The organism is Polymorphospora rubra (genome assembly GCF_018324255.1).
Taxonomy (GTDB): domain Bacteria; phylum Actinomycetota; class Actinomycetes; order Mycobacteriales; family Micromonosporaceae; genus Polymorphospora; species Polymorphospora rubra.
On the sequence record NZ_AP023359.1, the window covers coordinates 3,811,697 to 3,826,152 of the forward strand.

The 14,456-nt window shown below is 73.9% G+C and carries 10 protein-coding genes; 9 read left to right on the forward strand and 1 reads right to left on the reverse strand.

Features of this window, described 5'->3' with window-relative positions; all coding sequences use genetic code 11:
• Positions 1-34 precede the first annotated feature (34 nt).
• A complete protein-coding gene (locus Prubr_RS17530; RefSeq protein WP_212826766.1) occupies positions 35-2,647 on the reverse strand; it encodes a CHAT domain-containing protein in 2,613 nt (870 codons plus the stop codon).
• 183 nt (positions 2,648-2,830) lie between these two features.
• Here Prubr_RS17530 and Prubr_RS17535 point away from each other — a divergent pair, with 183 nt between their 5' ends.
• From Prubr_RS17535 to Prubr_RS17575, 9 genes are all read left to right on the forward strand, one after another.
• Positions 2,831-4,183, forward strand: coding sequence for a S8/S53 family peptidase (locus Prubr_RS17535; RefSeq protein ID WP_246568781.1), 1,353 nt, complete (start codon positions 2,831-2,833; stop codon positions 4,181-4,183).
• Positions 4,184-4,211: 28 nt separating this feature from the next.
• Positions 4,212-4,934: an RNA polymerase sigma factor gene (locus tag Prubr_RS17540; protein ID WP_246568783.1), complete on the forward strand. Its 723-nt coding sequence runs from the start codon at positions 4,212-4,214 to the stop codon at positions 4,932-4,934.
• Positions 4,909-5,382, forward strand: a complete 474-nt coding sequence (locus Prubr_RS17545; RefSeq protein WP_212826768.1) for a hypothetical protein — start codon at positions 4,909-4,911, stop codon at positions 5,380-5,382. Before Prubr_RS17540 ends, Prubr_RS17545 begins: the two co-directional genes overlap by 26 nt.
• A gap of 375 nt (positions 5,383-5,757) precedes the next feature.
• A complete protein-coding gene (locus tag Prubr_RS17550) occupies positions 5,758-8,790 on the forward strand; it encodes a cyclic nucleotide-binding protein (protein WP_212826770.1) in 3,033 nt (1,010 codons plus the stop codon).
• Complete coding sequence (locus tag Prubr_RS17555; RefSeq protein ID WP_212826772.1) at positions 8,760-9,113, forward strand: hypothetical protein; 354 nt, start codon at positions 8,760-8,762, stop codon at positions 9,111-9,113. Before Prubr_RS17550 ends, Prubr_RS17555 begins: the two co-directional genes overlap by 31 nt.
• Positions 9,114-9,123: 10 nt before the next feature.
• Positions 9,124-9,339: a hypothetical protein gene (locus Prubr_RS17560; RefSeq protein ID WP_212826774.1), complete on the forward strand. Its 216-nt coding sequence runs from the start codon at positions 9,124-9,126 to the stop codon at positions 9,337-9,339.
• 57 nt (positions 9,340-9,396) lie between these two features.
• Positions 9,397-10,203, forward strand: coding sequence for a hypothetical protein (locus Prubr_RS17565; protein WP_212826776.1), 807 nt, complete (start codon positions 9,397-9,399; stop codon positions 10,201-10,203).
• A gap of 800 nt (positions 10,204-11,003) precedes the next feature.
• Positions 11,004-13,694: a sugar-binding protein gene (locus tag Prubr_RS17570; protein WP_212826778.1), complete on the forward strand. Its 2,691-nt coding sequence runs from the start codon at positions 11,004-11,006 to the stop codon at positions 13,692-13,694.
• A 187-nt stretch (positions 13,695-13,881) separates the two neighbouring features.
• Positions 13,882-14,400, forward strand: coding sequence for a hypothetical protein (locus tag Prubr_RS17575; RefSeq protein WP_212826779.1), 519 nt, complete (start codon positions 13,882-13,884; stop codon positions 14,398-14,400).
• Positions 14,401-14,456: the final 56 nt, after the last annotated feature.

Genomic DNA, 14,456 nt, shown 5'->3' on the forward strand with positions numbered 1-14,456 from the left:
CGGGTATCGGGCGACGTGTGCGGGCCTTTCGGACTCAGCCGGCACCGAAGCAGACGAACGCGGCGGCGGTGGCGTGTGCCGCGCCCGTACCGGTGGCGCCGGACGCCGCCTGGGCGCCGGCCAGCGCGTCCGCCGGCCGGGCGCCGGCCCGCATCCGCCGGTGCAGGTCGAGCATCAACACGGTGGTGAGATCCGCCGGCACGGGCAGCACGGCGGCGATCAGCGTGCGGGCGCCCAGGGCCAGCAGCACCGAACTGAAGCCCATCACCTCGTCGCCGGGGCGGACCGCCGACAGGCCGGCGTCGCAGGCCGAGAGCACCACGCAGCCGGGCGGGTTCACCAGCCGTTCCAGCTCGTACGCGGTGAGCGGACCGTCGGCCAGTTCGAGGGTGGAGAACAGCGGGTTGTCGGCCCGGAACCGACCGTGCGCGGCGATGTGCGCCAGCCCGGCGCCGTTCAGCGCCGCGGTGACCGCCTCCGCGGTGGCGTCCGTACCGGTGAACAGCCGGGCGCCGGGGCGGACCCGGGCGAGGTGGCGTACCTCGGTCCGGGCCGCGGGCAGCCGCGGCCCGGCGGCCAGGACGGTCGGTCCGTCCGGTGCCGGACGTTCGGCGGCCCGCAGCCAGGCGGTGGCCGAAGGGGTTACGGTCACCGGCCGGCCGGCGCAGGTGGGCAGGCCGGACCACGGTACGGCGTGCAGCCCGCCGACCGGCGCGATCACCAGGGGGCGGTCGCCCAGATGGGACCGCAGCGGGCCGAAGAGTTGCTGGTCGAGGGCGTGGGCGGCGTGCCGGACGCCGGCCCGGGCGGCGGCCGAGTCACCGGTGGTGACCAGCCGGCGTAGCCCGAACCGGTACGCGCCGACGTGGCGCAGCGCGTCGGCGAGCGGGCCGAGGTCGTGCAGGGTGGCCCGGCCGTCGCGGAGCAGCACCGCCCGCAGCCGTTCCCCGTGGGCGACGAGTTCGAGCAGTACGGCGGGTCCCAGCACCCCGGCGAGCCGGCGGATCCCGGGCGGGGTCACCAGCGTGCCGCCGCCGTCGGCGCCCCGGGCCAGTTCCCGGATCCGCTGTTCGAGCCGGGCCTGGTTGCGGCGCAGCCCGTGTACCGGGCGGTCGGCGAGCAGGGCGTCCTCCAGGGCGGTGCTGACCAGGCGGAGTTCGGCCAGGGCGGCGGCCAGTTCGGGATCCTGGGGCGGCAGCACGGGGCGCATCCGCAGCGCGTTGGCCCGCCAGCGTTCCGCCCAGGCCAGCACCCGGGCCGGCGCGCCGGAGCGGACCGCGATGTCCAGCCCCTCGGCGGCCAGTTCCTGCCCGTACGTGCCGCTGTGCGCGCGTAGTTCGGTGGTGCCGAGCGAGGCCCGGTAGCCGTCGAGCACCGCCAGCCCGCGGCGCAGGGCGCGGCCGGCACCGCGTACGTCGCCGGCGAGCCGGCACGCCAGGGCGAGCGCGTACCAGCCCTGAGCCCGGTGCGACGCGGTGCCCCGGTGGCGGGCCCGGGCGGCGGTCGCCAACAGCTCGGCGGCCCGGGCCGGGCGGCCCAGCGCGGTGGCCAGCCGGGCGGCTTCGACCCGGGTGGTCAGGGCCGGGTCGGGCCAGCCGGTCGCGTCGAGCCGGTCGGCCGTACGCGCCATCGCGCCGAGCAGTGCCGGCGAACGGGTGCCCCGGGAGAACTCGGCCCGCAGTTCGACGTGCCGGGCGAAGGCCGCCCAGGTGCGGCGCCCCTGCCGCTGGAACCGGGTGCGGGCCTGGCCGGCGGCCTGGGTGGCGGTGTCCAGGTCGCCGGCGAGCAGCGCGGCCCGGGCCCGGGCGAGCAGCGCCTCGGCGAGGTCGGAGGACATGCCCCGGCGGCGGAGCTGCTCGACGGCGCTGCCGGCGACCTCCACCGCCTCGTCGACGAGCGGTACCGCCAGCAGCAGCTCGAACCGGTCGAGCAGCAGGGCCGGGCGGGGTACGGCGAGCCGGTGGTATTCCTGCTCGACGGCGGCGAAGCAGCGCAGGGCGCCCGCCACGTCGCCGCGCTGGCCGGCGGCGATGCCGCTGTTCCAGCGGGCGTCGGCGGCGGCGAGGTCGAGGCCGAGCCGCTGGAAGATCGCGGCGGAGCGGTCGAGGTCGTCGTCGGCGCCCCGGCTGGTGCCCCGGTGCGAGTTGAGCAGGCCGCGGTTGTTGCGGGCGCGCGCCTCCAGCAGCAGGTCGCCCTCGCGCTGGGCGATGTCGACGGCGAGGCCGTAGTCGCGGACCGCCTCGTCGAACCGGCCCCGGTAGTGCAGTACGACGCCGCGTTGCATCCGGGCCCGGCCGGCGTCGGCGCCGGTCAGCCGGGGGAGTGCGGCGGTCACCTCACGCAGTGCCGCGGCGGTGTGACCGGCGTTGGCCAGCACGTAGCCGAGGCTCATCCGGGCCAGCGCCCGGGTCCGCGGCGAGCCGGTGACCCGTACGGCGCGGCGCAGGTGGCGCAGGGCGCCGGGCAGGTCGTTGAGTTCCCGCAGGGCCAGGCCGATGGCCCGTTCGGCGGTGGAGCGCTCGTCGCCGGTCGCCGGGCCGGTGGCGAGCACCCGGCTGGCGATCGTGATCGCCTCGCGGGGGTAGCGCTGCACGGCGTCGAGCGCGTGTTGGGCCGTAACCGCACCGGTATCGGTGAATTCGGCCATGCCACGAGAATCGCCGAAGATTGATCTACAGTCAATATCTTCAATGTCTGAAGAATGCTGTTTATCGTTCGGTGAGCACTTCCTCTATTGACTGGTAACTATTGAGGTGAATAGAGTCCCAGCACTGGCGAGCGTCTCCTCGACTGCTGCCGGCCTGCGCTCCTTCCGACCTCAGGAGGACCCGTGCCGCCTGACGACCCCGCCGCGCCGGGCCCGGGCAGCCGGATGTCGCGGCGCCGACTGATCGGTCTTCCGGTCCTGGCCGCCGCCGCTGTGCCGCTCGGATCCACCGCGGCGACACCGGCCGCCGCCCGACCACCCGGGAGCGCCACCCCGCCCGGGGCGGGACTCGCCGCCGACCAGGCGGACCAGGCCTACCAGGAGCTGTTCCGTTCGGTCGTCGCCGCCGATCCGGCTGTACGTCTGCACACCGTCCCCGGGCGGGAGTTCGCCTACCGTCCCCGGCAGCTGCTCGTGGCCCCCGCCGACAAGGCCCGGGTCGTCACCCGGCTGCGGGCGTACGGGCACAGCGTCACGGAGAACGCCGGATTCGCCGGGGTCGCCCGGCTGCTGATCGAACCGGCCGCCGACATCCCGTCGGTGGTGACCAAACTGCGTGATCAGCAACAGTGGCCGGGGCAGCCGGCGCCACGCGTACAGCCGCACCACGTATCGGTCGGATTCGGCAACATCATGGGCAACCCGGGCGGGCCGCCCCGCCCCGCGTCGGCCCTGCCACCACCGGACCCGGCCCGCCTCGGCGAGGGCGCGGGAGTGACCGTGGGCGTCTGCGACACCGGCATCTGGCAGCACGCCGGCGGTCGCCATCCACAGTGGCTCGGCGGTCGCTATCTGCCCGAGGTCGACGACGAGGACCAGCTCTACAGCCACCTGGACGTGCTCGCGCCGCAGGGCGGCCACGGCACCTTCGTCGCCGGCGTGGTCCGGCAGGCCGCGCCGGGTGTGCGGTTCGACCCGGAGGCCGCGCTGAACGCCGCCGGGATCGGTGACGAGGAGATGCTTGCCGGGGCGCTCGGTCGGCTCACCCCGGCGACCTCGATCGTCAACCTGTCGCTGGGCTGCTTCACCCAGGACGACGTGGCCCCCCTCCCGCTGGCCAACGCGCTCGCCGCGCTGCCGACCGGGACGGCCGTCGTGGCCGCGGCCGGCAACGCCGGCACGGGCCGGCGGTCCTGGCCGGCCGCGTTCGACCGGGTCGTCGCGGTGGGCGCGGTCGACGCGGTCGGCAGCGGACACGTGCCGGCGCCGTACAGCGGCTTCGGATCCTGGGTCGACGCGTGCGCGGTGGGCGAGCGGACCAGCACGTACGTCGACGGCCGGCTGCCGCTGACCGGCCACCCGACCCGCTGGTTCCACGGCTTCGCCGCCTGGACCGGTACGTCGTTCGCCGCCGCCCACGTGTCCGGCCGGCTCGCGGCCCTGATGACCGGCACCGGGCTGGGCGCCGACGCGGCCCGCGCGCTGCTTCTCTCCAGCCCCCGCTGGCACCCCGACTACGGCGTGCTGGTCGGATGAGCCGCCCCGCGCACCCGCCGGTGCCCCGGTGACCGGAGGCGGGCCGAGCGGCCCGGTGGGCGGCGGCGGGCGGGGCAGTCATCCGGTCGGCGGCGGGCCGGGCGGCCCGGAGGGTGTCGACGCGACGGCCGGGCCGGCCGGGCTGATCGCGGCGGCGTCCGCCGGCGACGAACTGGCCTGGGCCGAACTGGTCCGGCGGTACACCCCGCTGGTGCTGTCGGTGATCCGGTCCTACGGTCTGAACCGCACCGACGCGGCCGACGTGAACCAGACCGTGTGGCTGCGCCTGGTGGAGCAACTGGACCGGCTACGGGAGCCGCGGGCCCTGGCCGCCTGGCTGGCGACGACCAGCCGGCGCGAGTGCTACCGGCTGGTCCGCATCGGCCGGCGCACCCAGCCGTTCGACCCGTACGACGACGCCGGGCACGCACCCAATTCGCTGCTGGTCGACGCGGCGAGCCCGGACGAGGACCTGCTACGTGCCGAACGGCACCAGGCGCTGCGGGACGCCTTCGCCCAGCTTCCGGCACGCTGCCAGGAACTGTTGTCGCTGCTCGCCGCCGACCCGCCGGCCAGCTACCGGCAGGTCGGTGAGCGGCTGGGCATGCCGATCGGCAGCATCGGCCCGACCCAGACCCGGTGCCTGCGCAAACTACGGAACTGCCCGGCCCTCGCGCCGTTTCTCGCGACGGCCCCCGACACCGAGCCGACCGGAGGTGAGCGCGATGCAGCCGTGGCTGCCGAATGCTGACGACAGCCTGCTCGCGGAGCTTGGTGCGGCGCTGCGTGACCCCGGTCCGGTGCCCGAGGAGTTCCTCACCGCCGCGCTGGCGGCGTTCGCCTGGCGGACCGTCGACACCGACCTCGCGATCGCCGAACTCATCTTCGACTCGGCGTGCGATCCGGCCCCGGCCGGCCCGGTCCGCGCGGCGGGGACCACCCGGTCCGCCCGTACCCTGGCCTTCCGCAGCGGGCCGGTGAGCGTCGAGCTGGAGGTCACCGGCACCGGGATCGTCGGCCAACTCACCCCGGCCAACGGTGGCCGGATCACCGCCCGCACCCCGGACGGCCGCTACGACGAGGCCCCCATCGACCAGGTCGGCTTCTTCTCGCTGGGACCGCCACCGGCCGGACCGGTCCAGCTCCACGCGCGCACCGGCGGCCGTACGCTGGCGACCGCCTGGGTCAGCCTGCGCTGAGCCGGCCACCGGACGGTCGGGCGCGGCGGGCACCCCGTACGTGACGGAGCAGGCCGTGGGTCCCGTCCACGGCCTGCTCCGCGGCACCGGGTCCCGACCACCCGGCGCGCCGTTCCACCGGCGTCGGCGGGTGGATACCCGTACGGAGGGCGATCGAGGCGGCTGGATACCTCTGTCGTCGGTGGGCATCGTCAGATGGCGAAAGCTGTGGCGAACGGGGCGTCGCCGCCCCGCGTGCGGTGACTCTCCGCCGTCGCCGGACGACGGCCCGCCGACCGTACGGCGCGAACGCTGTCGGGTTGCGGACGTGTGATCGACGCCGGCGAATTCCCGGCCTACTCTGCGATCCGCAGTGCGAACCGGAGGGCAGGAGCCGTGACCGTCGTCGACAGCCGGATGAGCGTGTGGGAGGCGCTCGCCGGCCGGGCGCCGGGCAAGCCGGTCGGCCCCGCCGACCCGGGCCTGTGGGCCGCGGTCGCCGAACGGCTCAACCCGGCCCGGGCCCGCCCGGTCCTGCGCCCCGGCATCGAATCCGCCGAGCTCGTCTCGGTACGCGGCGCGCCGTACCTGATGTTGCGCTCGCCCGACGACCGGGGCCGCGCCTGCTACCTGCGGCTGACCCCGCAGGAATGGCAACTGGCCCGGCTGATGGACGGCACCCGGACCGTCGCCCGGCTGGTCGCCGAGTTCGCCCGGATCAGCGGCCGGCTCGCTCCCGACCAGGTGACCCGCGTCGTCGCCGACCTCGCCGGCAACCGGATGCTGGCCGAACTGCCCGTCGACGCGCTGCGCCCGCTCGACCGGGTGCACCGCCGCCCGTGGCCGGCCCGCCTCGGCCGGGCGCTGCTGGCCACCGTGCGTGGCCGGCGGATGGTGCTGGCGAACATCGACCCGCTGGTCGACCTCCTCTACCGCGGTGGCGGCCGGCTGCTGTTCACCCGTGGCGCCGCGGTTCTGCTGGCCCTCGTCGCGGTCACCGGCCTGACCCTGTTCGGCTGGACCTGGTGGCGCGGCGACCAGTCGGTCTTTCTCACCGGCGGCTCCTACGCGGCTGGCGCCGCCGTACTGCTCGGGCTCAACGTGGTCGCCCTGGCCTGCCACGAACTCGGCCACGCGCTGGCCACCCGGCACGCCGGCCGTCGGGTGCCCGCCGCCGGCCTGCTCGTCTACTTCGGCATCCCGTCGGTCTTCGTGGACACCACCGACGTCTGGCTCGCCGGCCGGCGGGCCCGGCTGCTGACCACCGCCAGCGGCCCCGCCGCCGGACTCGTCCTCGCCGGGATCGCCGGGATCGTCGGCTTCCTCGTGCCCGCGGCGGCCCCGTGGACGTTCAAGCTCGCCTTCGCCTGGTATCTCAACGCGCTGTTCAACCTCAACCCGTTCCTCGCCCTCGACGGCTACTACCTGCTGATGGACTGGCTGGAGATCCCGAACCTGCGGGCCCGGGGCCTGGCCTACGTCGTCGGCCGGCTGCGCCGCCGTCCGCCCCGTTGGGCCGACCTCGACCGGGAGGGCCGGCTGGTCGCCCTCTACGGGATGCTCGCCGTACTGTGGCTGGTCATCGCCGTCAACCTCGGCTGGCGGATCTGGACCGACCGGGTCGCCGGCCTGGTCACCGGCCTGTGGCTGGCCGGCTGGCCGGCCCGGATCCTGCTCGCCGCGGTGATCGCCGGGCTGGCCGCGCCGGTGGTCTACGCCGCCTTCGCCCTCGCCGGCCGCCGGCTGCACCGGCTGCGTCGGCGGTGGGCCGAGCGCCGGTACGACGCCGACCGGCCGCGCCGCCTCGACGCGCTGCGCCGGTCCGCGCTCGGCCGGCTCCCGGCGGCGATCCTGGCCGACCTCGCCACCCAGGCCCGCTGGGTACGCCCCCGCGCCGGTCGGCAACTCGTCCTCGCCGGAGCCGCCCAACCCGCCGTGTACGTCGTCGTCGACGGCGCCCTGGAGGGCCGCCACCCCGGCGACCCCGCCGGCACGATCCGCGAACGGATCGGCGCCGGCGGCGTGGCCGGGCTGGCCAGCGCCCTCACCGGTGCCCCGGCCACGCTGTCCTGGCACACCGCCGGGACGACCCTGCTCGCCATCCCGCCGTCCGTCGTCGCCAGTTCGGTCGGCCCCGTCGTCGGACCGCTTCCGGTTGACCGTGCCGACGCCGAGACGCTCTTCGCCGAGGCGCCCGCACTGCGCGCCCTGAGCGCCGAGGACCGCCTCGGTCTGGTCGCCCGTGCCCGCCCGGCCGGCCTCGCCCCGGGTACGCCGATCCACCTGCCCGGCCCCGGCGACGCCCTGCTCGTCGAGTCGGGTGTGGTCGCCGTACCCGGCGGCGGCGAACTGCGCCGGGGCGCCCTGATCGGCCCGGCCGGCGAGGACCACCCGGAACCGGTCGCGACCGCCCGGACCACTATCCGGCTGTGGGCCCTGCCCGCCGCCGCCGGCCTGCCGGTCCTGCTCGGCGCCGCCCCGGACGCGGCCACCACCGGTCCGCCCGGCAGTGCGCCGGCCGCCGGTGTCCACCCGACCGCCGACTACCCGCCGCTGGCCGCGCCACCGGGGCCGCCGCCGGACGCCGACGACCGGATCGACCGCGGGTTCGAACGCCGGCTGTGGTGGCTGGTGCTGCTGCTCCTGCTGCTGGCCCTGCTGGCCACCGGCACCAACCTGGTGCCCGGCCCGGCCTGGGCGGAGATGCCGACCGACCGGGCCCGGCTCACCGCCGACCGGGGCCGCCTGGACGTCACGTTCGGCGGCCGGCGCCTGACCCTGGAACCCGGCTCCGCGCTCTACGTCGCGACCGGAGACGACATCCGGGTCCGCGACCGGTCGACCGGGCGGCTGGAGTTCCGGGGCGGCGCGGTCGCGGTGCTGTGTGCCGGCAGCCGGGTCGCGGTCGGGCCGATGTGGAGCGCCGGGGCCCGGCCGGTCACCCCGAGCGCCGAACTCGCCCTCGACCGGGGCCGGCTGCTCGCCGACACCGTACGCACCAGCGGGGCGTTCATCCCGCTCAGCCTGCGCGTCGCCGGCGCCGCGGGCGTGACCGTCAACCACGGACCCGCCCGGTACGCCGTCGATGGCGGGGGCACGCGGGTGGCGACCGGTGAGGTGCGGGTCGACGGGCTGCCCCGGCGGGCCGAAGGTGGCCGGCCGGAGTGCGGGACCGGTGACCCGGCGCCGCCGCCGGTCGGGCCGACGCCCCGGCGGTGGAGCCGCCGGCGAGCGCCGACCCGTCACCCGTTGCGACCCCGACCCCGCCCACGGCGACCCCGACCCCGACGCTTACGCCGAGCCGGCTTTCGCCGGGCACCCGCCCGCCCACCACCCCACCGTTGGCCACCCCACCCCCGACCACCCCACCGGCGAACCGGCCGCCGGTCGTCGGCTGGGTGGCCGACCCGGGTGGTGACCTCACCCTGACCTACAAGCAGGACCCGGCCATCTGCAGCAGGGTCCTGCCCGCGCAACGGGTCTACGGCGTGACCGTGCGGGACGACCGGGACTCCGCCGCCGGACTGACGGTGGAACTGCGCTACTCCGGTGCCGTCTCGGGCACCCGGACGATGCTGCCGCGCGGCGACACCTTCCACGCCACCATCGGCCCGTTCGCCTACGAGGACCACGGTGACCTGACCGGCCGGATCACCGTGACGGTCGTGGCCACCGACTCGGACGGCGCCGCCACCACGATCCGGGGCAACCCGATGGACCTGGTCGGATGCCCCGGCATCCGGATCGGCTGAGGAGGGACGAATGCTCTGCTGGTTCTGTGTGAAGGCGGCCCGGGGGGCGTGCCGGTTCTGTGGTCGCGGCGTCTGCGAGGACCACGCCCGCTTCGGGCCGTACCTGCTGGAGGTGCACCGCTCCGAGCAGCGGGGGAGGGCCGAGGGGCTCGTGGTCGAGGACGCCGTGCAGTGCGGCACCTGCCGGCCGAGGCCGCAACCCGTCCCAATGCCCGAGCTGGACTGACGGACACCGGGTCGCGGGGCGGGGCTACCGTGGGCCACGTTGGATGGAGGCATCCCGATGAGTGACTTCGACGTCGTACTGGAACGGCTCGTCGCCGATCCGTCGTTCGCCGCCGCACTGGCCGTGGACCCGGTGGCGGCCCTGGCCGGTTACCGGCTCGACCCCGACGAGATCGAACTGCTGCACAGCCAGGTCGGCGGTGCCGCCCCGACCGAACACGCCGTGGAGACCCGGGCCAACCAGTCGAGCCTCTTCGGCATGCTCTCGCCGCTGGCCGGCCTGGTCGGCGAGGCCACCGCGACCGCTGGCCAGGGTGACTCCTCCGGCTCGAGCAGACTCCACGAGACCGGGACCGGGACGGTCCAGCGGTTCGAGTCCACCACCTACACGTCGCAGAGCATGCGTGGCGGCCACTCGTCGGCGGGACCGCTGGCCGCGGCCGGCGGGGCCATCGGCGCGGTCGACCGGGTGTCCGGGGCCGATCCGGTGAGCGCCGACCGGGTATCCGGGTTCGGCGCCGCGGGCGCCGGCCCGATCGCGGGGATCGGCGACCGGATCGCGCGGGCGACCGAGGAACTGCCGACCGTGCCCGAGGGCTACCGGACCCGGGTCGACGTCGACGGTGACGGCCGGTGGGACGACCACACGCTGCGGGCCCGCTCCGACGGCGGCGTCGACATCCTGGTGGATGTCGACGGCGACGGCCGGGTCGACTTCGTCGGCCGCGACACCGATGCCGACGGCCTGGTCGACGTGACCGATCACGACACCGACCGCGACGGCGTGTTCGAGACCCGCGGGTACGACGACAACGGCGACGGCTGGCTGGACCGGACGGTACGGATCCCACCGCCCAGGCCCTGACCGTGTCCGGTCAGGGCGTCGGGCGATGCCCTGCCGGGATCACGTCGATGCGTTCCTGACGGCACCGTGCGGCACGCCCGGGTCACCGTGGCCCAGGGCGGCGCGGCCGTCCCAGTCGAATCCACTTTGGACAGCAGTTGGCCCGGTCGGGCGGCGGAGATCGCCGAGCGACGGTTGATCCCGCGCGACCGTCGGCGGGTCACCGGGCTCGCGGTGGACCGTCTACGCCAGACATTGTTTCTTCTTACGGCGAAGAAAAAGACTCGTCAAGTAACGAGATGGTCTCGGTGTGTGCGAGGTGTGTCGCCCGCGCCCGGGGTGTGACGATGAGCCTGAATGTTCTCCCAGGTCGCAGTCATCCTGTGGGGCACCTCGAACCGGGCTGTCGGAGGGGTACGGGCGGTCGTGCGGCGGCTCCTTGTGGGGGAGGAGCGCGTGGGAGTGAAGGACTTTGTTTCTTCGGGGAGGTAAGAAAGTCCCCGGAAACTATTGACGAGGATGCGACAAGATCCTTAGCGTTACCGACCGAAGGCCTTCCGGTGGTAAGGAACCTCCCCTGCCACCGCTCCATACTGCTCGGTCATCCACGCTGAGCGCGCGTCGTCGCGCCATTGCCGCAGAGTGGCCGGCCCGGTAGCCGTCGGTGAGACCAGACGCCGGTCTCCTGTCGGTTGCTATCCATCGAGCAAGGCTGGGCGCGAAGGAAGCATCCGGGAGCCCCGGCCCGGACCCGCGACCGTCCCCCGAACCCACAAACGTCCCCCGGACGCAGCACCCTGTTCCAGATAAGAGGTATGCCCATGAGATGGCGCACCACCGCCGTGATCGCCATGTGCGGTCTGCTCACACTGAGCCTGGCTCAGCCGGTTCAGGCCAACCCAAGCAAGGATGCCGTCGACCTGGACGTCATGTTCATCGGCGCGCACCCGGACGACGAAGCCGGCCAGCTCGGCATGTTGGGGTACTGGAACGAGTACCACGACATGAAGGCCGGTGTCATCACCACGACCCGCGGCGAGGGCGGGGGCAACGCCACCGGCCTGGAGGAGGGGCCGGAGCTCGGCATCCTGCGCGAGGCCGAGGAGCGTCGCGCCGTCGGCTGGGCCGGCATCGAACACATCTACAACCTGGACGCGCTCGACTTCTACTACACCGCGAGCGCCCCGCTCACCGAGCAGGTCTGGAACTACGAGAGCAGCCTGTCCCGGATCGTGCGGGTCCTGCGGATGACCCGTCCCGAGGTCATCATCACGATGAACCCCTCGGCCACCCAGGGCAACCACGGCAACCACCAGGAAGCCGCGATGCTCGCCGTGGAGGCCTTCTACGCCGCGGCCGACCCGGCGGCCTTCCCGGAGCAGATCACCGAGGAGAAGCTCAAGCCGTGGCGGGTCTCCCGGATCTTCCAGTCCGGCGGTAGCGGCTCGAGCAGCACCGGCCCCGCCTGCGAGACGACCTTCACCCCGGCCCGGCCCGACAACGTCATCTTCGGCACCTGGCAGGGCTACGAATCGGCGCGGCACGACGGCACCCGGTGGAACCAGGTCACCACCTGGGCCCGCCGCGAGTACGTCTCCCAGGGCTGGGGCGGCAGCGCCGACCCGTCCTCCAACCCCGCCAACATCAACTGCAACCGGCTGACCCTCATCGACAGCCGCACGCCGTACCCGGACCCGAACGTCGGCGCCGGCACGGCGGCGCTGCAGGGCGCCACCCTCCGGGCCCCGGGCGGGCTGCCGCTCGGCACCGAGGTGCACGTCCAGCCCGAGCAGTGGGAGGTGCTCGCCGGCGTACCGTTCAAGGTCAAGACCGTGGTCCGCGCCGAGCAGGCGATCGCGGGCGGCAAGGTCTCCGTCGACGCGCCGGAGGGCTGGACCGTCAGCGGCAGCGGCAACATCGGCTGGATCGGCCCGCGTAAGGACATCGTGGCGACCTTCACCGTCACCCCGCCCCAGGACCTCACGGCGGGCACCCGGTTCCGGCTGAACGCCACGTTGACCAGCAAGAACGACGGCGCCGGCAGCAGCAGCGCCCTCGTCCAGGCGACGGCGCCGGTGCGCGGCACCCTCGAACCGCTGCCCGAGATCGGCAACTTCCGGGAGTGGACCCAGCGCCACAAGGTGCAGTCGCTCGACGCGCTCATCGAGTCGATGCTGAGCATCCCCAGCGGCGGCACCCGCGACGTCCGGGTCGACCTCCACAACCACAGCCACGAGGCCCAGTCCGGCACGGTCAAGCTGCACGTGCCGGCCGGCTTCACGGTGGCCCAGCAGGACCTTCCCTACAGCGACCTGCAGCCCGGCGCCAAGGGTGCGGTGACGTTCTCGGTGACGAACAGCGACGCGTCGCTGCCCACCTCCAACCGGGCACCGAACAACGGCGCCTACCCGGTGCAGATCGAGACGACCCACAACGGCGGCAGCGCCACCGAGCCGGGCGTCTTCAACCTCGTACCCGTCACCGCCATCCCCAAGGCGAGCAGCGCCCCGGTGGTCGACGGCACGGCCGGCCCGGGTGAGTACACCGGCGAGGTCATCGACATCTCGACGCGGTGGGAGGGTACGGCGGCGCCGGCGGAGGACATCTCCGGCACCGCGCAACTGACCTTCACCGACGACGCCCTGTACGTCATGCTCTCCATCACCGACGACGTACTCGGCACCGTCCTGCCCGCGGAGGACTGCAAGCGTCCGCGGCGCAACGACAACGTGGAGTTCGGTATCGACCCGCGCGGCGACTCGGCCAACACCTCCACGGTGTTCAACGTCGCGCTCTTCCCGATCACCAAGGACCCGGCCAACGGCAACCCGCCGTGCTTCGCCCGGGAACGGGACAACCACCAGGGCCCCGGCCCGGAGACCGCGCCGGGCATGGAGGTGGCGTCCGTCGTCACCAGCAACCCGTACGTCGGTTACCGGATCGAGGCGAAGATCCCGTTCAGCGTGCTGCCGGACGCGATCGACCCGGCCCGGATGGGCATGAACATCCTGGTCAACGACTCCGACACGCAGGACCTGACGGCGCAGACCCGGGTGGGTTGGTCCACCTGGAGCGGGGTGCGTGCCGACCCGTGGCGCTGGGGCGTGGCGACGCTGGACGGACTGGCGAACCAGCCGTCGGCGCCGAAGGCCCCGATCATGCCCGACACCGCCGCGATGAGCGTCAACTCGCCGCAGACCATCCTGCAGTCGAGTTCGGACAAGGTCGCGCCGGGCGGCTGGCCGGCCCTTCCCAAGAACACGATCACGGTGCCGAAGCTGTTCGCGTCGGATGACGCGGTCACGCTGCGACTGCGGGCGAAGGCCGCCGGTACCGCCAACGTGTACGTGTGGGACGGCAACAAGGTCCTGGCCCAGAAGACGGTCGAGGTGACCGGCAACAACCTGGACCTCGTCCTGCCGCTGACCGCGCCGCTGCCGGCCGGTTCGACACTGCTCGTCTCCTACGAACGGGACGGCGCCACGACCGGTGTCGCCTACGTCCTGAGCTGACCGCGAAAACCTGATGGGCCGGACCATGTCCGGCCCATCAGGGCGTCCGGGCCCGACCCGCCCGCCGGTGCTGGATCTCAGCCGGATCGCCGGATGCGGGGTGGCACGATCCGGGGAGCAAGCGGGGCGCGGCGCGCCGTAGCGTGTTCCACAGACAAGCCACTGAGGCGTCACGGAGGGAACCACGATGAGCGACTACTCGACCAGCATCGATGTCGACGGCGACGGCAACTGGGACGACCACACGGTCCACGAGCAGCCCGACGGCAGTGTGGAGCTGCACGCCGACATGAACGGCGACGGCAAGGTCGACTTCATCGGCTACGACTACGACGCCGACGGCCTGGTCGACGCCAGCGAGTACGACCGCAACCACGACGGCGTCTTCGAGACCCAGATGCGGGACACCGACGGCGACGGCTGGCAGGACGAGGAGATCGCCGACCGCAACGGCGACGGTGCCGTCGACCTGGCCGGGACCGACTACAACGAGGACGGGACGCTGGAGAACGTCGTCCTCGACAACAACTTCAACGGGCTGATCGACACCTTCGTCCAGGACACCGACCTCGACGGTCGCCAGGACACCGTCGGCTTCGACTTCAACGAGGACGGCAACACCGACGCGGTGGTGCAGCACCCGAACGTGACCGAGTTCGTCGACCCGGTCCAGTACCCGAACATCAACCCGCTGCTGTCGAACTGACCGGGGGCGTACCGACAGTGGTTTGTCGATGACGGTGGGTCGGCCTGGTGCCGGCC